At 42.8% G+C, this 25,228-nt stretch carries 21 protein-coding genes, 2 pseudogenes and 1 riboswitch; of the genes and pseudogenes, 19 read left to right on the top strand and 4 right to left on the bottom strand.

Annotated features, from left to right (window positions below; translation table 11 throughout):
• The first annotated feature begins 52 nt into the window (after positions 1 to 52).
• The 9 genes and pseudogenes from LQE94_RS07270 (at position 53) to LQE94_RS07230 (ending at position 8,049) form a co-directional block, all read left to right on the top strand.
• On the top strand, positions 53 to 343 hold the full coding sequence (locus tag LQE94_RS07270) for a CD1845 family protein (RefSeq protein WP_005361132.1): 291 nt from the start codon (positions 53 to 55) through the stop codon (positions 341 to 343).
• Between the two features lie 88 nt (positions 344 to 431).
• Positions 432 to 1,841, top strand: a complete 1,410-nt coding sequence (locus tag LQE94_RS07265; RefSeq protein ID WP_117657329.1) for a relaxase/mobilization nuclease domain-containing protein — start codon at positions 432 to 434, stop codon at positions 1,839 to 1,841.
• A 57-nt stretch (positions 1,842 to 1,898) separates the two neighbouring features.
• Positions 1,899 to 1,998, top strand: a riboswitch (TPP riboswitch).
• Positions 1,999 to 2,221: 223 nt separating this feature from the next.
• A complete protein-coding gene (locus LQE94_RS07260) occupies positions 2,222 to 2,896 on the top strand; it encodes a TenA family protein (protein ID WP_055200141.1) in 675 nt (224 codons plus the stop codon).
• Complete coding sequence (gene thiD, locus LQE94_RS07255) at positions 2,893 to 3,696, top strand: bifunctional hydroxymethylpyrimidine kinase/phosphomethylpyrimidine kinase (protein ID WP_055200142.1); 804 nt, start codon at positions 2,893 to 2,895, stop codon at positions 3,694 to 3,696. Before LQE94_RS07260 ends, thiD begins: the two co-directional genes overlap by 4 nt.
• 11 nt (positions 3,697 to 3,707) lie before the next feature.
• On the top strand, positions 3,708 to 4,349 hold the full coding sequence (gene thiE / locus LQE94_RS07250; protein WP_055200143.1) for a thiamine phosphate synthase: 642 nt from the start codon (positions 3,708 to 3,710) through the stop codon (positions 4,347 to 4,349).
• The gene (locus LQE94_RS07245; RefSeq protein WP_005361145.1) at positions 4,339 to 4,995 is read left to right on the top strand and encodes an HAD family hydrolase; all 657 of its coding nucleotides are present in this window, start codon (positions 4,339 to 4,341) and stop codon (positions 4,993 to 4,995) included. The genes thiE and LQE94_RS07245 overlap by 11 nt, the downstream gene beginning before the upstream one ends.
• 2 nt (positions 4,996 to 4,997) lie before the next feature.
• The gene (locus tag LQE94_RS07240; protein WP_223385983.1) at positions 4,998 to 5,483 is read left to right on the top strand and encodes an NUDIX hydrolase; all 486 of its coding nucleotides are present in this window, start codon (positions 4,998 to 5,000) and stop codon (positions 5,481 to 5,483) included.
• A gap of 618 nt (positions 5,484 to 6,101) precedes the next feature.
• A pseudogene (locus LQE94_RS07235) lies at positions 6,102 to 7,688 on the top strand (SrtB-anchored collagen-binding adhesin); the annotation flags it as partial.
• A gap of 4 nt (positions 7,689 to 7,692) precedes the next feature.
• Positions 7,693 to 8,049, top strand: coding sequence for a stathmin-1-A (locus LQE94_RS07230; protein ID WP_240577323.1), 357 nt, complete (start codon positions 7,693 to 7,695; stop codon positions 8,047 to 8,049).
• Positions 8,050 to 8,085: 36 nt separating this feature from the next.
• Here the strand turns inward: LQE94_RS07230 and LQE94_RS07225 are convergent, their stop codons facing one another.
• The 4 genes from LQE94_RS07225 to LQE94_RS07210 are packed head-to-tail and all read right to left on the bottom strand — an operon-like array spanning position 8,086 to position 11,443.
• Positions 8,086 to 8,964, bottom strand: coding sequence for a sensor histidine kinase (locus LQE94_RS07225; RefSeq protein WP_004611592.1), 879 nt, complete (start codon positions 8,962 to 8,964; stop codon positions 8,086 to 8,088).
• A 26-nt stretch (positions 8,965 to 8,990) separates the two neighbouring features.
• Positions 8,991 to 9,812 (bottom strand): ABC transporter permease, encoded by an 822-nt coding sequence (locus LQE94_RS07220; protein WP_117552654.1) that lies wholly within the window; start codon positions 9,810 to 9,812, stop codon positions 8,991 to 8,993.
• Positions 9,805 to 10,722 carry an ABC transporter ATP-binding protein gene (locus LQE94_RS07215; protein ID WP_004611594.1) on the bottom strand — a complete coding sequence of 306 codons (918 nt, stop codon included), beginning with the start codon at positions 10,720 to 10,722 and terminating at the stop codon, positions 9,805 to 9,807. The genes LQE94_RS07220 and LQE94_RS07215 overlap by 8 nt, the downstream gene beginning before the upstream one ends.
• Before the next feature lie 55 nt (positions 10,723 to 10,777).
• Positions 10,778 to 11,443 (bottom strand): response regulator transcription factor, encoded by a 666-nt coding sequence (locus LQE94_RS07210; RefSeq protein ID WP_077326101.1) that lies wholly within the window; start codon positions 11,441 to 11,443, stop codon positions 10,778 to 10,780.
• Between the two features lie 386 nt (positions 11,444 to 11,829).
• Here LQE94_RS07210 and LQE94_RS07205 point away from each other — a divergent pair.
• The 10 genes and pseudogenes from LQE94_RS07205 to LQE94_RS07160 form a co-directional block, all read left to right on the top strand.
• Positions 11,830 to 12,102: pseudogene (locus LQE94_RS07205) on the top strand (sigma-70 family RNA polymerase sigma factor); the annotation flags it as partial.
• Positions 12,103 to 12,505: 403 nt separating this feature from the next.
• Entirely contained in the window at positions 12,506 to 13,189 is a 684-nt protein-coding gene (locus LQE94_RS07200) for a response regulator transcription factor (protein WP_118306380.1), read from the top strand.
• Positions 13,186 to 14,217, top strand: coding sequence for a sensor histidine kinase (locus LQE94_RS07195; protein ID WP_118306379.1), 1,032 nt, complete (start codon positions 13,186 to 13,188; stop codon positions 14,215 to 14,217). Before LQE94_RS07200 ends, LQE94_RS07195 begins: the two co-directional genes overlap by 4 nt.
• Before the next feature lie 143 nt (positions 14,218 to 14,360).
• Positions 14,361 to 15,026: an ABC transporter ATP-binding protein gene (locus LQE94_RS07190; RefSeq protein WP_040342337.1), complete on the top strand. Its 666-nt coding sequence runs from the start codon at positions 14,361 to 14,363 to the stop codon at positions 15,024 to 15,026.
• A gap of 14 nt (positions 15,027 to 15,040) precedes the next feature.
• Positions 15,041 to 17,689 carry an ABC transporter permease gene (locus LQE94_RS07185; RefSeq protein WP_118306378.1) on the top strand — a complete coding sequence of 883 codons (2,649 nt, stop codon included), beginning with the start codon at positions 15,041 to 15,043 and terminating at the stop codon, positions 17,687 to 17,689.
• Between the two features lie 140 nt (positions 17,690 to 17,829).
• Entirely contained in the window at positions 17,830 to 18,465 is a 636-nt protein-coding gene (locus tag LQE94_RS07180; RefSeq protein WP_199596372.1) for an ABC transporter ATP-binding protein, read from the top strand.
• A gap of 12 nt (positions 18,466 to 18,477) precedes the next feature.
• A complete protein-coding gene (locus LQE94_RS07175) occupies positions 18,478 to 20,703 on the top strand; it encodes an ABC transporter permease (RefSeq protein ID WP_199596371.1) in 2,226 nt (741 codons plus the stop codon).
• Positions 20,704 to 20,850: 147 nt separating this feature from the next.
• The gene (locus LQE94_RS07170) at positions 20,851 to 21,543 is read left to right on the top strand and encodes a response regulator transcription factor (RefSeq protein ID WP_117440197.1); all 693 of its coding nucleotides are present in this window, start codon (positions 20,851 to 20,853) and stop codon (positions 21,541 to 21,543) included.
• On the top strand, positions 21,540 to 22,571 hold the full coding sequence (locus LQE94_RS07165) for a sensor histidine kinase (protein ID WP_117440198.1): 1,032 nt from the start codon (positions 21,540 to 21,542) through the stop codon (positions 22,569 to 22,571). Before LQE94_RS07170 ends, LQE94_RS07165 begins: the two co-directional genes overlap by 4 nt.
• A gap of 165 nt (positions 22,572 to 22,736) precedes the next feature.
• Positions 22,737 to 25,112, top strand: a complete 2,376-nt coding sequence (locus LQE94_RS07160; protein WP_158570310.1) for an ABC transporter permease — start codon at positions 22,737 to 22,739, stop codon at positions 25,110 to 25,112.
• Positions 25,113 to 25,228 lie beyond the last annotated feature (116 nt).

Genomic DNA, 25,228 nt, shown 5'->3' with positions numbered 1-25,228 from the left:
CACGGTAAAATTTTTATAAGGGCAGATGCCCTTCTGAAAGGAGGCAAAGCGTATGCGTTTGATAGGTAAATTACTGGCACTTCCCTTTATGCTGGTTACGGGGATTCTTTATCTGGTATGTAAATTTTTAGTGGTTCTTTCCGGTGCGGTACTTGGGATTCTTTCTGGGATCATCTTTCTGGCGGCATTGGTGCTGTTCTTTGTCGCAGGATTTTTGCCGGGTCTTGCATGGCTTATGATCGCCTTTCTTATCAGTCCATACGGTCTGCCTCTGGCGGCTGCATGGCTGGTAGGGATCATTGGCGGGGCAAACAGTGCCTTAAAGGATTTTATATTTGGTTAAGCAGATTTGGCGGGGCGCATAGGCAGCCCCGCTCTTTTTCTGCAATTATAACTTCTCTGATTGGAATTAAGTTAAGGAGGTGACGAAAATAGCGACCACAAGACTGATGCCTCTGCATGTAGGAAAAGGTCGGAATATCTCTACTGCGATCTCAGATATTATTGATTATGTAGAAAATCCGCAGAAAACCGATTTTGGAAAATTCATTTATGGCTATGAGTGTGATACCCGGCTTGCTGATGCAGAGTTTCTTCTGTCCAAACGACAGTATGCAAATCTGACCGGCAGAAATCAGGGTGCAGATGATGTGATCGCCTACCATCTCCGTCAGGCATTTAAGCCCGGCGAAGTTACGCCAGAAGAAGCTAATCAGATCGGCAGGGAGCTGGCACTGAAGCTCACAAAAGGAAACCATGCCTTTGTTGTCTGCACCCATGTGGATAAGCACCATGTCCATAATCACATCATTATCAACTCTACTACACTGGACTGTCAGAAAAAATTTCGCAACTTCTGGGGTTCTACCTGGGCAATCCGGCGAATGAATGACAAGCTGTGTTTGGAACATGGACTTTCGATTGTAGAAAATCCGAAACCCAGCCGGGAGCATTATGGCACATGGCTGGGGAATAAAAAGCAGCCTTCCTTTCAGGAGCAGATACGCATTGCTATTGATGCTGCATTAGAGGAAAAGCCAAAAGATTTTGAGGAACTTCTACAGAAGCTGGAAACTGCTGGGCTGGAAGTCAACCGTGAAAGAAAACATCTTCGGTTCCGAGTTCCGGGACAAGAAAATTATACCCGATGCGATACGCTCAAAGGCGATTATACAGAACAAGCCATCAAAGAACGGATTGCCGGTACACGGACAGTAAAACCCCGCCATGCCTTTTCTAAAAAAACGGTTTCCAAAGTTGGATTGCTGGTTGATATTGAAGTTGCAATCCGTTCCGGCAAGGGCCCTGGTTATGAGCGCTGGGCAAAAGTGTTCAACCTAAAGCAGCTTTCTCAGGCAGTGCTCTACTTAAAAGAACATGGCGATATGGGTTATGAGGATCTTCTGGAAAAAGCCAACGCCACTACCACTAATTTCAATACCTTATCCGTTCAGATCAAAGATCTGGAGTCAAAAATGAACGCCAATGCCGAGCTGCAAAAACAGATCGTAAACTATGCGAAAACGCGGGCTGTCTATGTAGAATATCGCAAAGCCGGGTACAGCAAAAAATTCCGAACAGAACATGAAGCTGAAATTCTGCTGCACCAGGCGGCAAAGAATCATTTTGACGAGCTGGGAATCAAAAAGCTCCCCTCTGTCAAATCTCTCCGGGAGGAATACACCGATCTTCTGGAACAAAAACGGAAAGCCTATTCTGCCTATAAGCAGGCCAAAAATGATATGAAAGAACTTCATAATGTTCGGGCCAATGTGGAATACCTATTAGAGATTTCTTCCCCACCACAACCGCAGCGCAGCACAGAAAAATCCCGTCAATAAGGTTTGCTAACTTGAATTCTATAGACCTTGACTTTCCGGGACTTCTTAACTATAATAATACTCAAGCAGGGGGACTACCTTGTAGTTGAGAAGGTTAAAACCTGACCCTTTGAACCTGTTGGCTAATACCAACGCAGGGAGCTAAAGAATACAGATTCGTATTTTTTGGACATTCTCTGTTTTGGGAATGTCCTTTTTAATTGAATAAGATATGATATGTGTTTGCGAGGGAACTGAACAAGTTGAAAAAGGTAAGACCTGACCTCTGGACCTGTCGGCTAATACCGGCGTAGGGAAGCAATTTCTTACGCTCGTATTGCGTCTGAAAGAGCTTCTAATTGTTTTAGAGGCTCTATTTTTTTATTTTAGGAGGAACAAACATGGCATTTATGAAAGACATTTTAACCCGCAACATCCCCATTTGGGAAGAATGTGCAGCTACCCCATTTGTGCAGGAAGTGCAAACTGGAAAGCTACCTCTTGAAAAGTTCAAGAGATATATGATTCAGGATAGTATCTATCTGAAAAACTATGCCCGTATATACGGCAAGGCAATTTTTCATGCTGATACATTAAGAGAAATTCAGCTTTACTATTCCATGCTGAATTTTGTAAATGATACGGAATCAGAAGTGCGTCTGGATTATCTAAAGCAATTTTGCATGACGGATAATGATATTGAACTGATCGCTCCTCTGCCTGAAAATCAAAATTACATTGATTTCATGTTTGAGATTGCGTCACATGGAAAGAATGAAGAAATTTTAATGGCGGTTCTTCCCTGTATGCTAAGTTACAGCTATATATTCCGCAAATTGGCGGCTGTTCCTACAAGCAGACAGTCAAGATATTGGGACTTTATCAAAGATTATGCGGATGAACAATATGCAGAAAGCTGCAAAGAATGGTCTGCTTTTGCAGAGCATAAATGTGCCGGGTTATCAGTAGCAAATAAAAAGTATCTGGCTGATATTTTTGAAAAAGCAAGTTTGTTAGAGCTTGCTTTTTGGAAGATGGCCTATCGGAACGAGAGAATGGAGGAAAATGCAAAATGAAAAAAGTATTGTCCATTGCCGGATCAGATTGCAGCGGAGGTGCAGGTATTCAGGCTGATTTGAAAACTTTTTCTGCTCACGGTGTATTTGGAATGAGTGTTATTGTTTCTGTTGTTGCAGAGAACACCAGCCGTGTTATCGACATCCAAGATATTACCCCGGATATGATTGAAAAACAGATTGACGCCGTATTTGAAGATATTGAAGTGGACGCAGTAAAAATCGGTATGCTTTCTACACCAGAATGTATGAAAGCGGTGGCAAAGAAACTATTACAATATAAGCCCCAAAATGTCGTAATCGACCCGGTTATGTATGCCAAAAATGGCTGCCCATTGATGAATCCTACGGCGGTTTCCACCTTGATAGACACAGTAATTCCACTGGCCGATGTACTTACTCCGAATATTCCAGAGGCAGAGAAAATAGCAGATATGCAGATTTCCACAGTTTCAGATATGGAGGCTGCCGCAAGAAAAATATATGCCATGGGTTGTAAGGCGATTGTTGTCAAGGGTGGACATCATATAGGAAATGCTGTTGATGTCCTATTTAATGGAGAAAATTTCTACCATTTTGAAACATCCCGCATTGATACGAAAAATACTCATGGGACAGGCTGTACCTTTTCTTCTGCAATCGCTTCCCAGCTTGCAAAGGGAAAAAGTGTTCCGCTTGCAGTCGAATCTGCAAAGGCTTATGTCACAATGGCAATCGAACACTCTCTTGCGATTGGAAAAGGCTGTGGCCCAACGCACCATTTCTACGAATTGTATCAGCATGGTTTATCTAAAGAATAGGCAGGTGCAAAATGAACTTTGATTATACACTTTATCTTGTTACTGATCGTCAACTAATGAGCTGCGATAGCCTGACAGAAGCGGTAGAACAGGCAATTTTAGGAGGCTGCACAATGATACAACTCCGAGAAAAAGAATTGTCCTCATTAGAATTTTACAATCAGGCTGTTGCCGTGAAACAGGTTACGGATAAATACCATATTCCCCTTATCATAAACGACCGGATAGATATTGCAATGGCTGTGCAGGCTACGGGGGTACATATTGGACAGCATGATTTACCTGCGGCTGCCGTCCGCAAAGTAATTGGGGAAAATATGCTGTTGGGAGTATCTGCATCTTCCATTGCAGAAGCAATACAGGCACAACAGGATGGTGCAGATTATTTGGGAGTTGGCGCAATGTTCCCTACTGGAACTAAAACCGACGCTGATTCTGTATCAATGGAGGAATTACAGAAAATCCGCACAGCCGTTTCTTTGCCGATCGTTGTTATTGGCGGTATCAATAAAGGAAATACAGGGCGTTTCAAGCCCATGGGAATTGACGGGCTGGCTGTTGTATCTGCCATCATAGCGCAGTCCGATATAAAAGCTGCTGCTGCGGAACTGAAAGATTTATTTTGCGGAAAGGAAAAGAAACATGGATTTTAATGCGGCAATCTTTGATTTAGATGGAACAATTCTGGATTCAATGGATGTATGGGAGCATATAGATATTCAGTTTTTGAAAAAGAGAAATCTTCCTGTCCCGGAAAATTATGTAACTGAAATATGTGCAAGGAGTTTTGAGGAAGCCGCACAATATACCATTGATCTTTTTGGATTGCAGGAAACGGTAGAGGGAATTATTGAGGAATGGAATAATATGGCGGTCGAGGAATACAGTAACCATGTCGGTCTGCTGCCCCATGCCCTTGATTATCTTCTGCGCTTAAAAGAACATGGAATAAAACTTGCAGTTGCTACGGGGTTGCCGGAAAAGCTCTATATTCCATGCTTAAAGAACAATTCTATTTTAGAATTATTTGACGCTCTATGTTCAACAGATGAGGTTCAGCGGGGAAAAGAATATTCGGATGTCTTTGAATTGGCCGCAAGAAAATTAGGGGTTGCACCTGAACACTGTATTGTGTTTGATGATGTGCTTCCAGCAATTAAAAGCGCAAAGGCAGCCCGTATGTTAGCAGGCGGGATTTATGATAAGTATTCCGCAGATCAGCGTACAGAAATAGAAAGGATTGCGGATATTTACTTACTTGATTTTCGGCAAGCACCGATCCCACACAAAGAGGTATGAAAATGGAAAAATGGGATTTATATAATGCAAAACGGGAAAAGTCTGGAATAACAGTGTGCCGTGGAGAAATCATACCCAAAGGGCTGTATCATTTATCTGTGAGTGTATGGATCGTCAACCAGCAGGGGCAGTATCTTTTATCACAGCGGCATCCGAAAAAGCAATACCCTCTTTATTGGGAATGTACGGGTGGTTCTGTACTTTCCGGGGAAACCAGTTTACAAGGAGCAATCCGAGAGGTAAAAGAAGAATTAGGAATACTGCTTACTCCCGGAAGTGAAAAATTGATTTATCAGAGCAGACGGGAAAATGTGCAGGATTTTTACGATGTTTGGCTATTTCATAAGGATATAAAGATTGAAGAAATGCGTTTACAGGAAACAGAAGTTGTGGATGTTCAATGGGTAAATCCAGATAAGTTATTTGAGATGTTTCGCCTGAAACATCTGCACCCTCTAATTACCTATGTAGATCAGCTAATAGGCTGAAAAAGCGCCGGGCGCAGAGGTATCAAAGCCTCTGCATCTGGCGCTTCTTTTTTGTCCTTTTTCCCGCATTTAGAACCCCGTTTTGCGGGGAACAGGATAACTTTATCCACCTGCCTGCCGGCCATGCGGAAAAACCCTTGATTTCCGTGGACTTTTAACGCCCTAAATGCGTAGACAGGAGGTATCTTTTCCGCTGGCGCTCAGCCTTTTAATTCCATGTTGCACATGAGGCGGAAATCTTACTGCACCAGACAGCGAAGAATCATTTTGACGAACTGGGAATCAAAAAGCTCCCCTCTGTCAAATCTCTCCGAGAGGAATACACCGATCTTCTGGAACAAAAACGGAAAGCCTATTCTGCCTATAAGCAGGCCAAAAATGATATGAAAGAACTTCATAATGTTCGGGCCAATGTGGAATATCTATTAGAGATTTCTTCCCCACCACATGGAGGTTGTAGATAACGCAAGTGATGAAAACAACGAAAATACAAGGAGAAAGGCAACTGTTGTACCTATTAAAATAGAATATGTGTGAGAGGACAAGCCTTTCAATAATGTAGACGTTCAGAAATGAGCGTCTATTTTTATACCCAAAATGAAAGGAGCATTAGATTTTATGAAAAAGATGTTAAAACGATTGTGTACGTGCTTCTTAGCTCTTGCAACTGTCGTTACTGCTTTACCGACTACACCCGTCCATGCAGAAAGTAAGCAATACTGGACGGAAAGTGCAGAGCGTGTCGGTATCATTGAAAAAGTAATGAATGACGGTTCTATCGGTTCGACATTCAATGAGGGCTATATGAAAGTCGAGGGCGAAACTGCCTATTGTATCGACATCAATACAGATTTTAAGAATGGTTACAAGACCAGAGCTGACGCAAGCTCACGTATGAGTGCCGACCAGATTTCAGATGTGGCGTTATCCTTAGAGTATGTCAAACAGTATGGCGAAACTCACAAGGAATTGAACTACAAGCAAGTCTATCTGTTGGAACAATGTGTGGTCTGGCAGAGATTGAGCGTACATCTTGGCTGGCAGTGCGACAACGTGCGAGCTTCTTATGATGAAATTCCAAAAGCTACGCAGGACGAAGTTTTCTCTGGTGCAAGAGCCTTTGTCAAAGAGAATAAAGGACGCTATGAATGTGGCGGTTATATCTACTCTGGCGAGGGGCAGGAATTGGGACAATTCTGGGCGAAACTCAATGTTGGAAATGCGAAACTTCAAAAGACTTCCAGTAATACCAGCATTACAGACGGTAACGGGAATTACTCTATCGCTGGTGCGACATACGGTGTCTTTGCTGATAAGGACTGCACGAAACAGCTTGCCACCCTTACGACTGATGAAAACGGAAATACAGATGTCGTAGAGGTAAAGGCTGACACAGTCTATATCAAGGAATTATCCGCACCAGCAGGATATAAGGTTGATACAAATATATATTCCTTAAAGGTTGAAGCTGGAAAGACAGCGACCTTGAACGTATCAGATACACCAAAGGTAACAGACACTTTGATTGAACTCTTCAAGATTGATATGGAAACACAGAAAGACAATCCGCAGGGGAACGCTTCTTTAGCAGGTGCGGAATTTACATGGAAGTATTATACTGGCTTCTACAATAAAGACAATCTCCCTGCCGAAGCTACAAGAACATGGGTTACAAAGACAATCGCCGAAACAGACAGCGACGGTACAATCCATTATGTTACAAAATTAGCGGACACATACAAAGTATCTGGCGACAGTTTCTATATGCAGGACGGCAAGGCAGTTCTTCCACTTGGAACACTAACCGTAGAAGAAACAAAAGCTCCAAACGGTTACTTGCTGGACGGTGCATATATGCAGGCTGGCGATAAGTCCGAACAGATTAAGGGCTTATACCTTACACAAATTACAGAGGACGGCGACCTTGCCGTACTTACTGGAAGTAACCAGTTTTCCGTATCAGACAAGGTTATCCGTGGCGGTGTCAAAATTCAGAAACGAGATTTAGAAACGGGCGATACAAAGCCACAAGGAAGTGCTACTTTGAAAGATACTGCCTTTGACATCATTTCCTTAAATGATAATGCGGTATTGGTTGAGGGCAAGTTATACAAGAAAAATGAAGTGGTAAAGATAATTCGTACCGATATTGAGGGTATCGCTTCTACTTCTGCTGACCTCTTACCTTATGGAAAATTCCGTATGAACAATGAAAAAAGCAGAAACGCAGGAACAGGAATTTTTAGAAGTTTGTTCTTCTTACGACCATGACCTTTTAACTGGAAAAAAAGAAATGACATTGAAAGACTATGAACGAATTACTTATTTAGTTAGTTCTCTTGGGTATAGTCAATATCTTCAATTCCTTATTGGAAAATATATGGACTTAGCACAAGCTGACGAAGAACGAGAAGAAAGAGAACATGAAATATATTTGGAATATCCAGAGTATTATGAGGACGAGGGAATTTTAGAAGAAGAAGAAGAAAAATGGCTGGAAGAATTTTTAAATCAACTTCCAGAGAAGAAAAGAGAATATTTTGAAAAACTTATAAAAGAGAGTTAAAGCTACTAAAAAAGTTACTGTATTCAGATGTTCTGATCACAGTAACTTTTTATCATTATACAAGGGAAAACAAATGCTAATAGACAAAATATTTTTTTCGTAACTTACATTTTCAATTTTACCGTCAATCTTTTTCAGCAATTCCTTTACAATATACAAGCCCAGACCAGAACTTCCTTTGGTGCGTGATTTATCAACAGTATAAAACTTGTTAAATAATAAGTTTACATCAATATCATCAAGGGATTTTGTTGAATTTTTAATTGTGAACACTCCTTTTTGATTGATAGAAACTTCAATGTAATTATCTGAATAACGAAGTGCATTTACAATTAAATTTTCAATAATTCGTTTACAGATAAGGTTATTTCCGTATATCCATACAGGAGTATTTTCTGTTTGAATGGTTGGTTGGATTTCTCCAAATTCATAATACTTTTCAATTAAGCAATCTGTAACAATTCTATTTATGTCAACACGCTCACATTCAACATCAACTTGCTCATTTTCTATCACAGATAAATCATAAAACTCTTGTACTAAATCCGTGAGATAATCTGTTTTTGCCTTAATGATTTTAATGCATTGTCCTTGTTCCTGTTTATCTTCACATTCTTGCAGAAGTGTTAAATAGCCTTGTATAGATGTCAAAGGTGTTCTTAAATCGTGGCTTATATTAGATATAGACTGTTTTAACTGTTCTTCTTCCTGCTTAATTTGAACCTGTAATTTTTTATGTAGATTATCTTTTTGATTGATTGCATAAGCTAATTCTTCAATGTCCCTATTTGATAAAGATACTCGTATTTTCCGTTGTTGCTTTATTTGCTTATTTATGTTGCGAATTGTTCTGATAATAGAGAATAAGGAAAATGCTAATATGAAAATAAAGCAAATCAATAAGAAATATAACATATTCGCATTTCCCCTTTCTGTTATGATTAGCGTATTTCTTGCTTTCTTAGTATCAATGCTGAAACAAGAAATGTAATAATTACAGTTCCCACGAAATAAATCAAAATATTGATTTCTAAATTATTTATCATATTATAAGAACAGGTATTCATCCAGTAATACATAGGATTTATTTTTAAATAGGTTAGAACTCTCCATGATTGAGTTGACATATTATCCCATGTCATCATATAGATAAGCGGTCCGCTAAATGTAAACAATGACATAGCACCTACAACGATTGCCGTATGTTTGAATATTACACATAACATAAGTGTAATTCCGATAAATGCTCCCATAATCATACAATTTAGTCCTGCAATTTTCAGCATTGGAAACAGTTGTATTGGAATATTAAATTTCGCACATTCTATTATAAATGCAATCATAATAAATGAAAAGTATAGAAATATACTGGTAATCGAAATCACAATATATTTCGCAACAAAAAACTTAATTCGGCTTTGTCCGCTTGCGATTGCAATTTTAATTGTTGAATCCGTATATTCTCTTGAAAAGAAAATGACAGAAAATATAAGAACAATCAGCCAGAAAAATACAGTATAAGATGTGGCTGTCCTTATTATTTCTTCAATCAATGGGTGTGCTGTATCGCTATAAGCACGAGCAAGAAATCCAACAGTTTCTCCTATTTTCCATGTTTTGTCTAAACTTGAACTTGATGCCACAAATTGTTGCTGACCGCCTATGGAGAAAATTCCAAAGACTGCTAAAATCAAAGCAAAGGTTAAGTACAATGCCTTTGTATGAAATAACTTATAAAATTCTGCTCTTATTTGATTAAACATTTTTTCGTCCCCCTATTAGATTTTCAAAGTATGTTTCCAAATTTTCTCCTTGCACAGAAATTTCATCAATAATAACTCCATTACTGGATAGTAATTTAGAAATCATTCTTACATTATCTAAGCACTCGTATATCCGAATAGAATTATCGGGGTAAACGGAGTAATTGTTAATATTTCCCTTTTGCTCTAATAAAAGAGTGGTTTTTTGGATATTATCTGTCCTTAAACAAATATGGCGTTTACATTCTTCGTTTAATTCTTCGGTAGAAATTTGTTTCAAAAGTTCTCCTTTATGAAGAAATCCGTAACAGGTAGCAAGCTGATGTAATTCACTTAATATATGGCTGGATATTAAAATCGTTACCTCTCGTTCTTTTACTAATTTTTTAAGAAGTTCTCTTAATTCAATAATTCCTGTTGGGTCAAGTCCGTTGACGGGTTCGTCCAAAATCAAAAATTCTGGCTCGCCTAATAATGCAACGCCTAAAGCAAGCCTTTGTTTCATTCCTAAAGAAAAGTTTGCTACTCTTTTTTTACCAGCATTGGATAAGCCTATCAACTCTAGAGTATCGGTAATACATTTTTTATTTGGAATACCTCGTTGTATTCTTTGTACTTCCAAATTTTGAGAAGCTGTCATATCCTTATATAACGCAGGCATTTCAATCGTGCAACCGATTTTTGACCTTTCATGTTGCAGATTATCCTTATGTCCAAATAGGATAATTTCTCCCTCGCTCTTAAAATTAAGACCTGTTAATAACCTGATTAAAGTCGTTTTTCCTGCCCCATTTTCGCCTACAAGACCGTAGATTTCTCCTTTTGGAATAGTTAAGTTCACATTCTTTAAAGCATAGAAATCTTTATATTTTTTGCTTAGATTTTTTGTTTCGCATATAAATTTTGTCATTCTAAACACTCCTTTCTATGCCACTATATCTAATAAGTCTAAAGAAAATCTAAAGTTATTTAATTTTATAACCGATTCCCCAAATGGTTTGTATATAATCTTCATTTGTAATCGCCTTAATTTTTTTACGAATATGACTGATATGGGTATTTATCGTATCATCATCATAAGCATAAGTTTTATTCCAAATGGATTCATATAAATTTTGCTTTGAAAAAATTTTTTGCGGATATTGCAATAATAGTCTTAAAATCTTTAACTCGGTTGATGTAAAAGATACTAATACCTCTTTGATATAAACTAGAGAGTTATTGATTTCAATATCTCTATATGTCAAAGTATCATTTTGACAGGACGTATTTGAAGTCCTTTTCAAATTTGCTTCAATACGAGCAAGAAGCTCATGCAGGTCAAACGGCTTAGTCATATAATCATCAGCACCTAATTTTAATAAATCTATTTTTGTCTGTACCATTGTTTTGGCGGAAACAACAATGACAGGAGCGTTTGTAAATTTACGCAATCTCTGTAATACATCATTTCCATTTAACTTCGGTAACATAATATCAAGTATTATTAAATCTGGAACAAGCGATTTACATAATTCTATTCCCTCTGCACCATTCAAGGCATAATGAACGATATATTTATTATTTTCTAAGAATTTTGCAATCATATTGCAAATGTCTATATCATCTTCAATAATAGCAATTTTATTCATGTGATTTCATCTCCTTTAATTAGATATTGTATCATAAGGTTTTTATGCTATCCACATCAAACAAAGAAGTCTATGGTACATTTAGAAATTATTTAGAAATATACTTTATGATTTTGGAAAATAATTTTGATGTGTAAATCAAGGAGTATGTTTCATGGAATGTTTTAAAGAAATCTATCGGCTATAAATGGAAAAAGCAATCAATAAAATCGTTAATTAGATATATAAATTCATTCGCTCGTGCAAACAGTCTGTTTTGTGCGGGCTTTTTTCATTCTGGAAAAATTTTGGATTTTTTGAGTTCTCAACTTAACAAATCACACCTGCCGTTCCCTATATGGTGCGGAAAGAGGGAGAACCACTTTTCACGTCATAGCGGAAAGGGGGTGAGATTGATGAAACCGTCTGACTTCCAGAAAACAGTTCAATGCCGTTTTGAAAGTTGTTTGAAGAAAGTTGTCCGTCATGTTGTTAAGGACTACCAGCAGAAATTAAAACGACGACAAGAGAAAGAAACGCTCTTTTGCGAACTCCCAGAAATCGTTGTAGAAAATCTGGCTGTCTGGGACGATTATGAAACGGACTATACGATTTTCAATGTATGCGGTTACGATATTCGTGTTTATGATGATGAATTGGCAGAAGCCTTGCGTAAACTACAATCAGCACAACCGCAGCGCAGCACAGAAAAATCCCGTCAATAAGATTTGTCTGCTTTTGGTTTTCAGCGTTCCAATGGAACGCGCAGCCATTGCCACCGGCAATGATCTCAGGGGTTTGGGGATATGTCACCAACAAGCATTAGCAGGAATTCCGGAAACGGGATTTCTGCTAAATACGCAATCTTACGTAAGATTGCATTGCTTGCCAGTAGTTTTAAGAGTCTTTGGCAGAGAGTCTGTTTACAGTTGCTGCATTGATAATACTTCGATAATTTTTTATAATAAATTTGTTATTCTTCTAAAGTGCATGAAGAAGCGCAAAAAGAAAACAAAAAATAATCTTCTCGTGAGGTTTCTGTGACATTTGGATGATACACTAAGAATGAAGGAGTGTGATACAATGCGAATTTTAGTAGTCGAGGATGACCGACTTTTGAATAATACCTTGTGCTATAACCTGGATGCTGCTGGCTATGTCGTGGACTCTGCATTGACAAAATCAGCAGCCAGCAACTTTTTGACCAAGCAGGACTATGACCTGATTGTGCTGGATGTAAACCTGCCGGATGGGAACGGCTTTGATTTCTGCCGTGAGGTAAAGGAGCGCCGGCCGGATACAGCGGTGATCTTCCTGACCGCAAATGATATGGAAAGTGATATGCTCAAAGGATATGAGCTGGGTGCGGAGGACTATGTGACCAAACCTTTCCCCATGAGCGTCTTTCAAAAAAAGCTGTCCGTGGTGCTGGGGCGGCTGGCAAAACAATCTGGCGGCGATTGCTATGAGGATGGCGCACTATCCATCAATTTCTCGGAAATGACTGCTTCCCTGTCCGGCAAGCCGTTGGTGTTCACTCCGTTGGAATACCGGCTGTTGAAAATACTGACCAAAAATCCGCAGAATGTTTTGACCAGACAGGTGTTGCTTGAAAAGCTGTGGGATGCCGATGGGAACTTTGTGGATGAACACGCCCTGACCTCGGCCATCAGCCGGGTGCGGAATAAAATTGAAACGGATGGACGCCAGTACATCAAGACAGTGTACGGCATGGGCTATATGTGGATCGGAGGGGCATCGAAATGAATATGCGAAAACTCTCCATCAACAAAGCCTGTATCCTTTTGGGGACGCTTTTGCTGCTGGCCGTTGGTACGGTTTCTGCCGCTGTTTATCTGTTGACCCAGAATATAACTGCTGTCCGCTGTGTGTTCCTGTTCAGTCTTTTTGTACTGCTCTGCGTTATCTTCTTTGTGGCTCTGATCCGCCGGAAGCTGGTCCGGTTCTCCGATGCCTTTTGTGGTCAGATGGATGATATGCTCTCCGGGGATATGCAGCCCAAGCAGACGGTTGAGGAAGAAAGCCTGTTCTATAAAATCAACTACCGGCTGGGGCGGCTGTACGAAGTTATGCAGGAAAATAAAAACAGCATCGCAAAGGAACGGGCTGACCTGCAGGAGCTGATCTCTGACATTTCCCATCAGGTCAAGACCCCGATTGCCAACTTGAAGATGATTAACAACACGCTGCTTGAAAACGAGGTTCCTCCGCAGAAGCAAAAGGAATTTCTGACAGCTCAGGCCAGCCAGCTTGATAAGCTGGACTTCCTAATGCAAGCCATGATTAAAACCTCCCGCTTGGAAACCGGAGTCATTTCGCTGGAGCAAAAACAGCAGCCGGTTTATGATACCCTTGCCGCTGCCCTGGGCGGGATTTTGCTCAATGCCGAAAAGAAACAAATAGATGTGCAGGTGGAATGCCCGGAGCATTTGGATGCGTGTCACGATAGAAAATGGACAAGCGAAGCCCTGTTCAACATTCTGGACAACGCAGTGAAGTACACCCCGGCAGGCGGACAGATCCGTGTGTCCGTGGAAGGCTGGGAAATGTATGTGAAGATCGACATTGCCGACACCGGCATCGGCATTTCGGAGCAGCACCAGGGGACGATTTTCAAACGGTTTTACCGGGAAGATGCGGTGCATGATGTGGACGGCATTGGGATTGGCCTGTATCTGGCCCGTGAGATTGTGACCTTGCAGGGCGGCTATATCCGGGTGGCGTCTGAGGTTGGGAAAGGCTCGACCTTTTCTGTTTTCCTGCTCCGAAAGTAGCGCAAGCGCGCCCCAAAAACTGAAATGTCACAGCTTCGTGACATTTGGGGCCGAATTTAGCGGAAATTTTTTGTGGCTCGTGACATTTCTGTGAGGTTTGGTCGTTACAATAGGTTTATCAAAAAGAAAGGATGGTGTTCTTTATGAGCATTTTGCAAACGACTGAACTGAAAAAATATTATGGCGCAGAGCCGAACATTACCAGAGCCTTGGATGGCGTAACCCTCTCCATAGAAAAGGGCGAATTTGTAGCCATCGTGGGAACCTCCGGCAGCGGTAAATCCACGCTGCTGAACATGATTGGCGGATTGGATGTGCCCACCTCCGGCCAGGTGGTCGTGGATGGCAAGGAGTTGTCCAAACTCAAAGACGAGGAACTGACCGTTTTCCGCAGAAGAAAGATCGGCTTTATCTTCCAGAACTACAATCTGGTGCCGGTGCTGAATGTCTTTGAAAACATTGTGCTGCCTGTGGAGCTGGACGGAAACAAGGTAGACAAGAAGTTTATGAACGAAGTAGTGCAGATGCTGGGGCTTGAGGATAAGCTGAACAATATGCCCAATAACCTCTCCGGCGGCCAGCAGCAGCGCGTAGCCATTGCCCGCGCCTTGGTGTCAAAGCCCGCTATTGTTTTGGCTGATGAACCCACCGGCAACCTGGACAGCAAGACCAGCGCCGATGTGCTGGGGCTTCTGAAAACCACAAGCCAGAAATTCCACCAGACCCTTGTGATGATTACCCATAACAGTGAGATTGCCCAGCTTGCTGACCGTATCATTCGGATCGAGGATGGTAAGATTGTTCAGTAAAGGGGGACGCGACTATGAATGACATTCTATTTGGCAATAACAACAAGGCTGTCATCAAAAAGCTGGCAAATCGCAGTTTTCGCAGTAACAAAATGCGGAATGTGATTGCGGTCATTGCGATTGCCCTGACAACCTTTCTCTTTACGGCAGTCCTGACCATTGGCATGGGAGCCAGTGGGACGCTGGAATACAGCATGGCAAAACTGATGGGGTCATCTGCTGATGCTCTGGTACAGGGACTTTCCGAGGAGCAGTTTCAGCAGTTAAAACAAAATGCCATGTTTGAAAAGGTGGGCTGCTGGATACCTATTGATATTATGACCAACACCAACCGGCGTGTTGCAGAGGTCGATTACGCCGATCAGGCCCAGTTGGAGATTCGGATGCTGACGCCGCGTACAGGCTCTGCCCCTCAAAAAGCAAATGAGGTTTTGGTTTCTGCCAATATACTGAAGGATCTGAACATCGAAGAAAAAATCGGGGCGGAAATTCCCATTGAATTAAAGGCTCGCCAAAGCGGTCAGATTTATCATTTTGATATGGTCGTATCCGGTATTTATGACACGCCAAACGAAAAATCCGAATCGGTCATTGTTTCCAAAGCCTTTCTGGAAGAAAACGCAGAAATGATGAGCGATATTGCTCAGGGACGTGTTGGCTGTGGTATTTATACATCCGATGTAGTAATGCGGGATAACTACATGGTGAAGGACCGCATTTCAGAGCTTGTCCGCAATATCGGCGGTAATCCAGACGATGTCAATGCAGCCAACGCGGTTCGCGTTGCCCCTAACCCCATCGTCTCTAATGACAGCGGTCTTATGATGTGGCTGGTAGCCGGTGTTTTCGGTATCCTGTTCATGTTCTGTGGGTATCTGCTGATTTACAATGTATTTGAGATTGCAGTTACCAATGATATTCGGCAGTATGGCTTACTGCGGACCGTGGGAACTACTTCCCAGCAGATCAAGCGTTTGGTCAACCGGCAGGCGCTGTATCTATTCTTAATGGGTACGCCACTCGGTCTGCTTTTTGGCACATTGCTTGGACGCAGTATTCTGCCTGCTGCACTGCGAATATTTGCTGTTGATTACAGCGGCGGAAATATTGAGGTCGGCACACTCCCATATTTGGGGATTATCGCAGGTGCGATTCTGTTCTCAGGGCTTACGGTTTATATCAGCACCAGAAAGTCGGTAAAGAAAGCTTCCCGTGTGTCACCTATCGAGGCTATCCGCTATGTAGAGAAGGATACCGTTTCCATAAAACGAAAAAAGACAGATGCCGGAGCAGTTATTCCCCGTATGGCGAAGGCCAATCTTCAGCGCAATAAGCGCCGGACGGTCTTTATTGTGATTTCTCTGACTTTGAGCATTGTCCTTCTGAATTCGGTGTTCATAGTGAGTGGCAGTTTTGACGAAGATGCCTATATCGAAAACCAGACCCGAAGTGATTTTATAGTATATAGTCCAGGCATTCAAGCGGCGTTTGGAAATGACTTTGGGCATAACAGCACTGTTCCAGAAAAGGCGACAGAAGAAATCAAAGAACAGCCTGGAGTCACAAACAAAGTCTACCTGTACCGGAACACTTTTGAAGATGACCATATCTCCTGTGACTGGGGAACTCCCTATGTGGTTGATAACACATATAAGGAGCAGCGAATGATGCCGGAACATCTCAATTTAGGTGTTTACCAAACAGGAACAGAAAGGGACTATGCCGCTCTAACTGCGGATAACCACCCTCTCGGGAATGTATTTGGCTTTTCGGAAAACTTCTTCAATCGGCTGGACATTATTGAAGGTGAAACTGATTTATCTGTCTTAAAAGACAAACTTTGGAATGGCAACAATGTAATTTTAATGGGCGAATATAACGATCATGGTAACTTTGGTGGGGCGGATGCCGCCGCTTATCGTGGATTATCAGTTGGAGATACCATTCAATTTTATGAAAATGGAACTCCAACCGAGGAGTTTACCATTATCGCTAAAGCCGTAGCTACTCATAGCGATGTGACTGTGACTGGCGGCGGTGCAAATATCTCACAAATAATAGACGGTCCAAAAATCTTTATGGCTGAAAATAAATTCAAGGAGATTTATGAAACCCCAACCTTGTACGGCTTCCTCTTTGATGTAGAGGAACAGTACCAGCAGGAGATGGAAAACCATCTGATGCAGGATACAGATGTTTCCTATACCTCCATTCTGACGATGAAAGGGACTGTTTCCAGTGTAAAAAATGTTGTCTTGCTGATTGGCGGAGTGATCGGCGCTGTGTTTGCCCTGGTGGGCCTGATCAACTTCATCAATCTGGTTATGACCAACATCATTACCCGCCGCCATGAGTTTGCCACCATGCAGAGCATCGGCATGACGAACCGGCAGCTCCGAAAGATGATGATTTCTGAAAGCTTCTCTTATGTGCTACTGGCTGGGATTGTCGGTACACTGGCTGCGGGGGCACTTGGCATGACATTGGTAAGGGCTTTTGTAGAAAACGGTCCAACCAGTATCATGATGACATTCCAGATGACCTTGCTACCTGCACTGATTATGCTGGTTCTCTTTCTGGCACTGGCGTTTATCGTTCCCGTTGTCGCACTCCGACTCCTTAACAATCGGAGTGTCGTAGAGCGGCTTCGGGTAAATGAATAACAGGCGCAGCCATATCAAGTGAATACTTCCTGCGCCGTCGTATGCGGCTGTGGGACACGAAAAACCGGGGGATTTTTCTCCCGGTTTTTCAAATGTCACGAACTTGTGACATTTGGGGCCGAATTTAGTGGAAATTTTTTGTGGCTCGTGACATTTCTGTGAGGTTTGTTCGTTACAATGGGTGTGTGAACCTCTCTGTTGAGCAGGGGGAATTTGTAGCGATTGTTGGAACCTCCGGCAGCGGCAAATCCACGCTGCTAAACATGATCGGCGGACTGGATGTGCCTACCTCCGGCAAGGTTATTGTGGATGGGCGCGACCTCTCTACATTGAAAGATGAGCAGCTTACCATTTTCCGCAGGAGAAAAATCGGCTTCATCTTCCAGAACTACAATCTGGTGCCAGTGCTGAATGTCTTTGAAAACATTGTTCTGCCTGTGGAACTGGACGGAAACAAGGTAGACAAGAAGTTTATGAAAGAAGTGGTGCGGATGCTGGGGCTGGAGGATAAGCTGAACAATATGCCCAGCAATCTCTCCGGCGGTCAGCAGCAGCGTGTAGCCATCGCCCGCGCTCTGGTATCGAAGCCTGCTATCGTTCTGGCGGATGAGCCAACGGGCAATCTGGACAGTATGACCAGCAGCGATGTGTTAAGCCTGCTGAAAGTTACCAGCGTGAAATTCCACCAGACCCTCGTAATGATTACCCATAATAATGAGATTGCCCAGCTTGCCGACCGCATTATTCGGATTGAAGATGGCAAGATTGTACAGTAAGGGGGTGGGACTATGAATGATATTTTATTTGGCAACAATAATTCCAAAGTGATAACCAAGTTATCCAAACGCTATTTCAAGAAGAATAAGGTTCGCAATCTGGCTGCGCTGCTGGCAATCATCCTGACCGCTTTCCTGTTTACCTCTATCACTTCCCTGGCGTTCAATATGGCGTCCTCCATCCAACTCTCTCTGCAAATGCAGAAAGGCAGCAAGGCGGATGGCACTTTGGGGTATATGACGGAGGAACAGTACGAGCAGCTTGTAAACAGCGATTTTGTGGAGCAGGCAGGCCACCGGCGTATCATTGGCTATGCAAGCAATACTTCCAGCCATTCCATTGAGATCAATTACGCGGACAGTGTGCAGCAGGAGCTGACCTTCTGTGTGCCTACCCACGGAACTGCACCGGAGAAAGCGAATGAGATCGCCACCACGGATTTGGCGCTGAAGGCGCTGGGTGTAGAATCTGAGATCGGCGCAGAGGTTCCGTTGGAATTTGAACTGCGGGGGAAAACTTATCATTATGATATGGTGCTTTCCGGCTGGTGGGAAGCAAGCAATGACTCTGTGAGCGTTGCGACTGTTTCAGAGCAGTTTATAAAGGAAAACCCCGATGTGGTCCAGAACACTTATGCGGTAGACCATGAAATATCCGGCGTTACTTTTTCCGATGTTGTGCTGAAGAATAAAGCAAATATTCAGCAGCAGTTGAATGAGTTCGTTTACTCCATTGGCGGCAATCCAGAGAATATGGGCGCAGACAATTTCATTCTCGCCTCTGAAAATCAAATGTCCCAGGGATTGACTTCATCAGAGTCCATCGTGCTTGCTGTTGTATTTATCCTGATGTTTGTCGTGTGCGGATACCTGCTGATTTACAATATCTTTGATATTTCTGTGATGCAGGATGTTCGTCAATACGGCTTGCTGCGGACGATTGGAACTTCCACACGGCAGATCAAGGGCATTGTGAACCGTCAGGCGGTCTGGCTCACGCTGATTGCGCTGCCTATTGGTCTGATCGCCGGTTTCTTTGCCGGTTGGGTGCTGCTTCCTATCGTGACAGAGATTATTAACCTTGAATACTCTATGGTGGGTACATCCGTATCGACCTCGCCTCTGATCTTTGTTATCGCCGCTCTCTTTACAATCTTGACCGTGTTTATCAGCACCCGGAAGCCTGCAAAAAAGGCGGCAAAGATTTCTCCCTTGGAGGCGATCCGCTACACTGAGCAGAACGCCTATAAAAAGAGAAGTGCCAAGCGAACCAATGGGGTAAAGCTGTCCCGTATGGCCTTTTCCAACTTAGGGCGCAACCGCAGGCGTTCAGCGTTTATTATTATTTCCCTGCTTCTGTGCATCGTCCTGTTTAACTCTATCATCATTGTGACGCAAAGCCTTGATGAAGAAAAGTGGGTAAACCGTGTCACCAGAACAGATTTTAATGTCTATAACTCCGCCGCATTTAATGTAATGAAAAGCGTTCAGCACCATGAAGATACGCTCTCACAGCAGGCGGTGGATCTGATTGCCGGACAGCCCGGAGTTGAGGATGAACGCTATCTTTACCGAAATACAAAAGACGATAGAAATGTGCTGGTTGACTATGGGTTTGAAGATTTAAGCGGCATAGAGCTATTCCATGAGGAAGAAGGCGTCGTAAATCAAAGCTATCAGGGATATAGCCTGTACACAAGTTCTGATACCGAAAGGCGCTATTTTGGTAATGTGATGGGAGCCTCCGAAAATTTCTGGGCGGATATGCGTATTTTTGAAGGCGAAAAGGATGCCGAAACCTTAACGCAGAAAATGGCTACCGGAGAATATGTCATTATTGGCTGCCCCATCGACAAACTGACAGAGGAACCAAGGAACACTCCGCTGACCGATCAGTTACAGGTTGGAGAGAGCATTTCCTTCTACAAGGATGGGGAACTGGTCAAAACCAGCACCATCCTTGCAAAAGCAATTCTTGTGGGAACGGAAACCGAAACGCCGACAGGCACCACCGCTCAGGCACACATCGCCGCTGATGCTCCTTTTGTGTATCTGCCGGATACTGTATTTAAGGAAATCTATGACGCTCCCACGCTGCTGACTTATGGATTCAATGTAGAGGAAGCCTTGCAGCCGCAGATGGAAGAATTTTTGAGCAGCTATGTGAGTGAAAATTCTTCGGTTGCCAGTAGTTTTAAGAGTTTTTGGCAGAGGATCTGTTTACAGTTGCCGCATTGATAAACCTTTGATAACTGCCTATAATAGAGTTGTTATTTTGAACTGCTATAACAGAGAAATGCAAAAAATTAAAATTTTTTGTCCGCTGTAACATTTCGCGGACATTTGCCTGTTATACTATCTGCAAAAAGCAAAGGAAGTGAGAATATGAAGCAGATTTTAATTGTCGAGGACGACAGTTTTTTGAATAAGATGTTGGCCTATAACCTGACCGCAGACGGCTACGGCGTGACTTCTGCCCTAAATGCCAGAACCGCAGCCAACGCCATCCGCCAGCGGGAATTTGATTTAGTGCTGCTGGACATCAACCTGCCGGACGGAAACGGCTTTGAGCTATGTAAGCTGATAAAGCCTCAGCACCCGGACACCATTGTGATTTTCCTGACCGCCAACGATCAGGAGAGCGACCAGATACGGGGCTATGAGGTGGGCGCGGTGGACTACATCACAAAGCCCTTTGTGATCGGGGCCTTGCAGCGGAAAATCAAAGCCATGTTCGCCATGCTGGAACACCACAAGCCTGCTAAGGACATTTACGACGACGGGCGGCTGTTTCTGGACTTCTCGGAGCAGACGGCCTCCCTAAATGGTAAGCCCCTGACCCTATCCCCGATGGAGTATAAAATGCTGAACCTGTTCCGCAAAAATCCCCGGCAAGTGCTGACCCGTGGGCAGCTTTTGGAAAAGCTGTGGGATATAGACGAGAAGTATGTGGACGAACACACCCTGACAACCTCCATCAGCCGGATTCGGAGTAAGATCGAATCCGACGGCGGCGCGCCCTACATCAAAACTGTTTACGGCATGGGCTATCAATGGACGGGAGGCGAGGCAAAATGAAGTTTCAAAACCTCTCGGTAAAGCGGCTGTTTGGCCGGGTAGCAATGGGGCTTGTCCTCTTCATGTCCGGGATCACCATAGTCCTGTTTTTTGTGACAAAACAGATTGCGGTGCTGCTGACGGGCGGGGCGCTGCTGCTGTGCGCTCTTGTGGGGATTTTTGTACTGACGCAGGCGTTTGGAAAGCGGCTGTCGCAGTTTACCGCTGACCTGTGCCAGACCTTAGACCACATGATCGCCGGGAATGAAGCGCCTCAGCGCCCGGAGGACAGCGAAACCCAGCTTGCCAGAATTGGACACCGGCTGGCAAGGCTTTATCAGATCATGCAGGAGAACCGCCGCCGGGTGGACGAGGAACGACAGGAGTTACAGACCCTTGTATCAGATATTTCCCATCAGGTAAAAACGCCGGTAAGCAATCTGAAAATGGCGACGGACACCCTGCTGGAAAAGCCTATGACCGAGGCGGAGCGCACCGACTTTATCCGGGGAATCCGCAGCCAGACGGATAAGCTGGACTTTCTCTTTCAGGCTCTTGTGAAAACCTCCCGGCTGGAAACGGGCGTAATCCAGTTGGATAAGAAACCGGGCCGCCTTTTTGATACCGTGGCACAGGCCATGAGTGGAATCGTGTATGCAGCGGAGAAAAAGGAAATCGCCGTGTCCGTGGACTGCCCGGAGGATTTGACTGTTTCCCATGACAGCAAGTGGACATCCGAAGCCCTCTTTAACCTGCTGGACAATGCGGTGAAGTACACCCCGGCGGGCGGGAAAATCGCTGTGTCGGTGGTGCTGTGGGAAATGTATGTGGAGATCAAAGTGACCGACACTGGCAAGGGCATTTCCGAAAGCAATCAGGCCGCCATCTTCCGGCGCTTCTATCGTGAGGAAGAAGTACACGAACAGCAAGGTGTGGGTATTGGACTGTATCTGGCCCGCGAGATCGTAACGCGGCAGGGCGGCTATATCAAAGTGGTTTCGGAGCCGGGCAAGGGTTCGGAATTTTCCATTATGCTGCCTACAAAATAGAACGCGGCGGACGGCCATTTCCGGCTGCCCGCCGTAAATTTTTTTGAAATGTCCGAGCATTGTAACATTTTACCCCGATTTTCAATGAAATTTTTTGGCCGCTGTAACATTTCGCGGACATTTGGGTTTTACAATACCCTTATCAAATATGGAGGTGATACAACTATGACATGGCCTTTTGAGAACGATACAAGTGCCATTACAAAAAAGTTGGCAAAACGAAACTTAAAAGCAGATAAAAGTAGAAACATCCTCATTATCATTACGATTGCCTTAGCTACCTGCTTGATAATGACAACGACCTTGTATTTTTTTGCTTCGCAGCGAAAATCATTAAATGATGCGGCTGGGCGTTATCAAGCAATTATCAATGAAGTCGATAATGATACCATTACGAAATTAGTAAATGACGATAGGGTTCAAGTAGGTGTAAGTCATTTATTGGGTTTAGTATCTTATGGGGACTACAAATTAACCGTTCGTTCAATGGATGAAACACTAATGAAATTAGCAAAATATCCTGATTTAGAGGGAGAATTGCCCAAATCTACAAATGAAATTGCTATCACAAAGGCGTTTCTTGATAGAGCTGGATTGTCCAAATCCATAGGCGATACTATATCGTTAAATCTGGGAGATGGAGAAAAAGATTATACCTTATGTGGTATTTTGCCTGTCGAAAATTCAAATTATTCCGTATTCGTGTCGCAGTCTTATATTGAAAACAAGATCAGCGAACCGGCATCCTCCGCTTATATCCGTTTGAATGAATCTGATGGTTGGTCTAAGGCTGCTATACAAGCTGAATTATCAACATTGTGCAGAGAATTGGAAATACAGCCGGAGCAAATGCAGTTTTCAACATATTATTTTTCTCTCATTGAACAGAGAAGCAGTCAATATATCACTGTAATAGCATTTATCAGTCTTATTATCGCTTTGGCTTGTACTCTTGTTATTTACAGCCTGTTTTATGTGTCCATAGCCAGAAAAACAAAAGAATATGGAAAACTGCGGACAATAGGGGCAACTGGAAAACAAATGAAAAGAATCGTTTTTAGAGAGGGATTTCATCTTTCCAGAATTGGTATTCCGATTGGAATATTAGCCGGTGCAATAGCGGGATATGTCCTTGTCCCGCAAGGCTGGAACACTTTAATGGTATTTGTAATTGCCGCTGTCACAGCTCTGTTTGTGTATCTATGTGTTATGATTGCTGTAATTAAGCCAGCCAAAATTGCTGCTCATGTTACGCCTATTGAAGCAGTCCGTTATATGGCGGGCAATAATGATGTAATGTCCAACAGTACAAAAGTGTTACATCGTTCTCTATCCGCGAAAAATTTAGCATTCCTTAATTTTGCGAGGAACAGAAAGAAAACCGCTTTAACGATCCTGTCGTTAGGGGTATGTGGAATTTTGCTGATGGCAAGCTCTGCATATTTTAATTCCATTGATCCTTTAGCGATGGCGCGTAGGAGTTTTCCTTACGGAGAAATTCGCCTTGAATTAGGCGATTACGGGCCGCAGGCACATAACAGCGAACAATATTCAGAACTCCAAAAATCGAATCTGCTTACAGAAGATTTTAGAGAATCCATTTTGGACATAGATGGTGTGGAAGAAATAAAAGAATACCAAGGCACCGTTTTGAATGTTCGTATGCCAACGGGGGATATTGAACCGATTGTTTCAGACGCATATACGCCAAGCTCTCAAAAATTGCTTGAAGAATACTTGATTGATGGTACAGCAGATTTACAGGAACTAATCAATAATAATGGCATTATTATTGAAAATGGCCCACAGTGGAAAGAAACTTTTGGGTGGGATGCAGCGATTGGGGACGAACTTCTGATTGAAGTTGGCGGACAAACATTGGAAGTAAAAGTAATGGGAATTGTGGACACTAATATTCCGTATGGCGGATATGATACGCTATTTATTCCTTTAGAAATGCTGTCAAAGATCGTTCCTATTGAAAACCTCAATTATCAATTTATTGTAGATACAGATGACAGTAAATGGGCAGCCGCAAAGGATGAAATCCAAAAGATAATTCCACCGACTTCCAGCCTCTATGTTAGTACCTTGAATGATTGGGTAGAGGCATACAACGAAAAACTATTGAACTATCGTATGCCAGTCTACATTTTTGTGATGTTTATCGGGGTTTTTGGCATTATCAATCTGCTAAATACACTGATAACAAACATCTTGACACGGAAGCGAGAATTGGGTGTTTTGCAAGCGGTTGGTTTGAGCAGTAAACAGCTTTCAAAAATGTTATTGATAGAGGGCTTGTTCTATACATTAGGGGTGCTGCTTCTTTCCATATCATGCGGAACTCTTATCGGGTATCTTCTCTGCACTGTCTTTAGTGCAATGAGTATTTTTGGAAAAGTAAGCTATCATTTTCCGACAGTTGAAATGTTCAGTTATTTTATACTGATGCTTGCCATCCAAATGCTTTTCTCGTATTTGGCAATTCGGCAGATAAAAAAACAATCTCTGGTAGATCAAATACGGGAATCGTCATAAAAATTTTTGAAATGTCCGAGCGTTGTAACATTTCACCCCGATTTTCAATGAAATTTTTTGGCCGCTGTAACATTTCGCGGACATTTGGGTTTTACAATGACCTTATCAACAAAAGT

Source organism: Mediterraneibacter sp. NSJ-151, from assembly GCF_022487435.1.
GTDB classification, from domain to species: domain Bacteria; phylum Bacillota; class Clostridia; order Lachnospirales; family Lachnospiraceae; genus Schaedlerella; species Schaedlerella hominis.
This window is presented reverse-complemented; position numbering and strand designations above follow the sequence as displayed.